The sequence below is a fragment of the Desulfovibrio sp. 1214_IL3152 genome (assembly GCF_036763055.1).
Taxonomy (GTDB): domain Bacteria; phylum Desulfobacterota; class Desulfovibrionia; order Desulfovibrionales; family Desulfovibrionaceae; genus Desulfovibrio.
The window spans coordinates 1-5,213 of record NZ_JBAIYW010000434.1 but is presented as its reverse complement, the minus strand read 5'-3'; the positions used below and the strand labels follow the sequence as shown (position 1 = coordinate 5,213).

Sequence of the window (5,213 nt, the reverse complement as noted above, 5' to 3'; positions counted from 1 at the left end):
TCAACCTGCTGGGCCGTGCTGAAGTCCGCCGTGCGCAGGTGCAGGGTGAGCTTGTCCTGCTGGTTGAACTCAAAGGGAATGCCCCGCTCCACAATGCCCCCGCCGGGAATGATCCCCACGGTGGAAATGTTCTTGCTCACGCTGGCAGCCTTGCCCTGGCTGGAAAAACCGCCCACGGTCAGCGACCCCTGGGCCAGGGTGTATATCTTGCCGTCCACGCCCTTGAGGGCCGTTTGCAGCAGCACGCCGCCCAAAAGCGATGTGGCGTCGCCCACGGAAGACACGGTGACGTCAAGGCGCGTACCCGGCTTGGCGGATACGGGCATGCGGGCCGTCACCATTACGGAGGCCACGTTCTTGGTCTTGAGCGCCGAAGAATCCACGCCGATACCCATGCGGTCCATCATGTTTTTCATGGAGCTGAGCGTAAAGACCGCGTCCTTTTTATCTCCCGTGCCTGCCAGGCCCACCACAAGGCCGTAACCGATGAGCTGGTTGTCACGCACGCCCGAAAAAGAGGCTATATCCTTGATGCGCACGGCATGCGCAGGCAAGGCCATGCTCAGCAGCAGGGCCGCCGTGATTATCCATAAAACGGGATGGCGCAAGATCGTCAATTTCATGGCGCTGTCTCCTTGCCGGAATACCGGCACAGCCGTCTTTGCAGAAAGCGTGCCGAAAACGCCCCCTTCGCGCCCCGCTCCGCCGGGCCTCAGCTCCGGTTTTCCCGCGCCCTTCACTGCAAGGGCTGGCCTTGTCCTGCGGCAGCCCGCGTTTTCAGCGTCGGCCGCTCCCCGGCATGAAAGCACCCCCTGCCGCAAAACAGGCGCTCCCGGACAAAGCCCGTTTGCGCCTGTTTCAAATGTCGATCCTTCGGCAACGAGGTGTCACCCGAAGCCGTTTCAAAATAGAAGCACCTGCATTTAGAGCAATTTAACTTTTAAATTGCTCGGGCGGCTGCGTGAGCAGACGTTCGCTACGGAGGCGTAAGCGCAGTTTATCTGCGCGGTTAAACGCCGAAGTGAGCGTGCCTTAAACTTTGAGAATGTATATTCTCAAAGTTAATCTGCTCTAGACCACCAGGGTTCTTTCCTTGCTCAAACTCTCATATTCCCTGTTTGCGCCTATTTTTTCCAGAATATCCACGAGAGTATGAATATCCGCATACGAATTGTACAGCGCTGTGGGTGCAAGCCTGATCACATTGGGGTCCCTGAAATCGGGAACAACCTTGTAATTCTTGAGCACCTTGCAAATGCGGTACGCCTCGTCATGTTCCAGGGCCACGTGGCCGCCGCGCCGCGCATCGTCACGGGGAGTACCCACGGCATAGCCGTAAGGAGCCAGGCGTTTGTCTATGAGGAACATGAGATAGGCCGTCAGACGCAGGGACTTTTCCCTGACGGCGGGCATGCCCGCTTCATGAAAGATATCCAGAACTCCATCCAGCCCGGCCATGGCAAGCATGGGCGGCGTGCCTATGAGCCAGCCGTCGGCATTGTGCGCAGGCTCGTGCTTTTGCCGCAGTTCAAAAAGCGTTTCCTTGACATTGCCCTGCCAGCCTGCCAACCCCGGCGTCGTGCCGAAATGTTTCCTGTTGATGTATAAGCCTGCGGCAGCCCCCGGACCGCCGGAAAGATATTTATAGTTGCACCATACGGCAAAATCCGCATCCAGTGCGGCAAAGTTGTGCGGCACCGAGCCTATGGAATGGCAAAGATCCCACCCGATGATGATGCCCCTGCTGCGGGCCGCGTCGGTGACTTTTTTCATATCCAGCAACTGCGCGCTGCGGTAGTACACCGAAGGAAAAAGCGCCATGCAGACATCGTCCGTCATGGCCGCGATGATGGCGTCCTCGCTGACGGTTCTGCCGTCTTCACTGGCAACAACCTTTATGACTTCCTGCGGGTCAAGGCCGCGCGAAAGCACCTGACTGTCCACCGCATGCCGGTCTGTGGGAAAGTTCAGCCCATCAACAATAATTTTGTTCCTGCTGCCGACCGGCCTGTAAAAGGTGGCAAAAGCCTGATGTATATTGACAGTGGTGCTGTTTGCCACGGTGACTTCGCTGGCGTCGGCGCCGATGAGCGGGGCCATTTTGCGGGCCAGATGCGAGGGATAAAGAAAGTATTTGCCGTCTTCTATGCTCCACATGTTGATGCCGTGCTCTTTCCAGACCTCAAGCATGCCAAGAATGCCCTTTTCCGCATCACGGCTGCAAAGCCCGAGAGAGTTGCCGTCCATATAGATAAGCCCGTCAGAAATATAAAAATGCTCACGAAACTTTCTGAGCGGGTCCGTGCTGTCCAGCGCCTCGGCAAACGCTGCGCCCAGTTCAAATGCATATGTCATGATATCCTCCTTAACGTGATGGGGTGTCAGGCCATGCCACACAACAACCTCGCCCCAGGCTGTGGCAACTCCGGCTCGTGCCAATCCCGGTTATGACAACTCCGACCCGGAAAACACAGGCCCGGATTTCTTTTGGGCAGGCCAGCTTTCTCGCGCCGCCTCCGGCGCTATTCCAAAAACCTGAGCAGTGGCGAGATTGTTAAAATGATGCCGAAAATCAGCACATAGAGCGCCTTGCCCCCTTTCAGGTAGGCCAGACTCGGCATTTTAAAAATCAGATATACGGGGATAAAACAGGCAATGATGCCGAAAAGGGGCGCGCTCAGGTGCAGAATGAACAGCACCTTGGCGTTCATCTGCACCCAGGCCCAGAGGCCCAGGGCGATGGCAAGCGCCACAAAACGGTGCAGAATTTTTCTGTTGATGCGCTCTTCAGGCATAAACCTGCTGAGCAGATTGAAGCATATGCCCTGAAGACCTTCCTGCAACGCCAGATACAGGGCAAAAAACGCCGTGACCAGGGCAAAGATGTTAAGAGCCGTGCTCATGGCCCTGATGACAGATCCGGGCAGCACCTGGGCCGCGATGGCAAGCGCCGAAATATTGTTCTGAAAAGCCTCCACGGCTTTTTCGTGATGCAGCGACAGCGTGAAGGACACTGCGAAAAACAGCACGGACACAATCAGGATGGCAAAAGCCACCCTGCTGGCGCGAAACGCCCTGTACGTGGCTATGAGCCTGTCCGGCTCCTGTCGGCGGTAGGCAATGTTCATTGGACTCAGTATGGGCATGAACACGACGGAAAACACCGTAAACGGGATGGTGATGAACACGTCGCGCATGAACGGCAGCAAAGACGTCATGGGCTTTATGTTGCCCAGGCTCCAATGGGGGACCATAACCATGCCCAGGGCAAGAATGATGGCGAGCTTGCCCACCACCAGCGGGCCGGACACCTTGAAGAGCAGCTTTTCTCCCTGAGCGGCAATGGCCACCATGACCAGCATGATCACCAGGGGCCACCAGGCAGTATCGGAAAGCAGGGCTGTGGTAAGGCCATAGGTTTGCAGATAGGAAGCGCTGTCGCGCACAAGACCTGTCGAATAGCCGAGCATGCCCGTCAGCATCAGCAGAAAGTATAAAATACTCAGCAGCATGGCCCAGTTTTTTCCAAGATACTGCGTTATGATATCCGTATAATCCTGCGCGCTTTCCGTCTTGGTAAGCGTTTCCAGATAAAAATTCTGGAACAGGCATACCCCTGGGTAGGCAATGGCCGCTGCTGTCAGAAAAACCCAAAGTCCGGTCATGCCCACCTGCACGGGCATGAAGACCATGGCTCCGCCGATGGCCATACCGATGCAGAGAATGACCCATCCGGCATCGTAACGTGTAAAAGGAACAAGTTTGCTGTCAGGCGCGCTGCTCATAAGTACCCCCTTTAAAAGGCTGCTCTTTTGATTGTTGATGAGCGTGTATGGCTACGGCATGGCGATCCCATGCCCCTTCAGCAAAGATTGTTCACCTGTTCGTCATGGCCTCTGTGTACGCATCCGAGGCATTGCAGTTTTGAGCGTATATATTTCCACAGTCAGTCATCGGCCTGTCTGGACATTCACCCACACGACAGACCGCACCCAACCCTTTCGACAACATATTCCCATGCAGCGTTGAGCATCCGCAAAACAGAACAGTCACGACCGGCAGGAGTGCCACAGCCCATGCGCATTCACCGCCAGCCGAGAAGTCTGCATATCATGATGTTATACCAATAAGCATAAAGAGGTACATAGCTGAACGAATTATTATGGGAGTTCTTTTTTACATATCGTAAAAACTTGCTGCCATTTTTTTACATTACGCCATAAAAAAGCCCGCCTGGCACAGTTGGCCTTGTGCAGGGCGGGCGGCAGCGGCAACGTCTGTACGGTGCAACAGGGGGCGGCAGGGTCAGGGCGGGCCAAAGCAGCAGACAAACGTGTCAATCACGGCAAAACGCCCCGAGAAGGAGCAAAAGGAAAAAGGAGGGGAAAAAAGAAGGAGCGAGCAGAAGAAGAGGAGGAGGAGGAGGAGGAGGAGGAAGAAGAAGAAGAAAAGCCTGCGCGAAAGCCGCGCGGAGCATTTCATTTTTTTGCAAGGAGCATATATTCCCCAATCTTGCGGGACGTCGCCTGAAAATTCGCCAGCCATGCGCGACGCATGGCTGCGTACGCAATGGCAGGGCCACTTCAAAGCGAAACGCCCTGAAAATCCGGTGCGTGCTCGTTACACCAGCGGCCTGTCAACATCGTGCTTGATAATGACAAGAGACGTCACGACCCTGCAATAGGGCATAAGGTCCTGCAAAAGTTTTTCCATATCTTCCATGGCAGGCACGGCTGTTTTGGCAATAAAATTATTCTCGCCTGTCACCGAATATATTTCGACGATCTCATCCCTGTCTAAAACTTTCAGCATTTCCGCCACTGACAGCTTTATATTGCTGATATGTATAAAGCTGCACACGGGCCTGCCGATTTTTTTCAAAGAAAATACAGCGGTAAATTTTTCAATAACGCCTTCTTCCAAAAACCTGTTGATGCGCTTGATAATGCTGGGCCTGCTGATATGAACGGCTCTGGCAAGGTCGGCATTGGATATTCTGGAGTTTTTTTCCAACGCGGCAAGGATGGCCTTATCTGTTTTATCCAGCATACATACCTCTTTTTCTGCGAAAAAACATTTATATATGCTCAATGTTGTCCGGTTAAGCACCCATAGCTAACAGGCTATAACTATAGGTGTTTATAGTTTTTCGTCTTCGCGGATTCAGAAGTTCTTCCAGAGAATCCTTGCCGAACAGATTCAAGCAAATGAGC

At 54.2% G+C, this 5,213-nt stretch carries 4 protein-coding genes; all 4 read right to left on the bottom strand.

The genetic code is table 11. The annotated features are described in order from the left end of the window. The coding region (locus V6C07_RS09160) for a flagellar basal body P-ring protein FlgI (RefSeq protein WP_333536117.1) at positions 1-623 on the bottom strand (623 nt) is incomplete at its 3' end. A 448-nt stretch (positions 624-1,071) separates the two neighbouring features. After that, complete coding sequence (gene kynU / locus V6C07_RS09155; protein ID WP_333536116.1) at positions 1,072-2,355, bottom strand: kynureninase; 1,284 nt, start codon at positions 2,353-2,355, stop codon at positions 1,072-1,074. A gap of 167 nt (positions 2,356-2,522) precedes the next feature. Next, positions 2,523-3,785, bottom strand: coding sequence for an amino acid permease (locus V6C07_RS09150; protein ID WP_333536115.1), 1,263 nt, complete (start codon positions 3,783-3,785; stop codon positions 2,523-2,525). Between the two features lie 835 nt (positions 3,786-4,620). Further along, on the bottom strand, positions 4,621-5,049 hold the full coding sequence (locus V6C07_RS09145; RefSeq protein WP_333536114.1) for an Lrp/AsnC family transcriptional regulator: 429 nt from the start codon (positions 5,047-5,049) through the stop codon (positions 4,621-4,623). Positions 5,050-5,213: the final 164 nt, after the last annotated feature.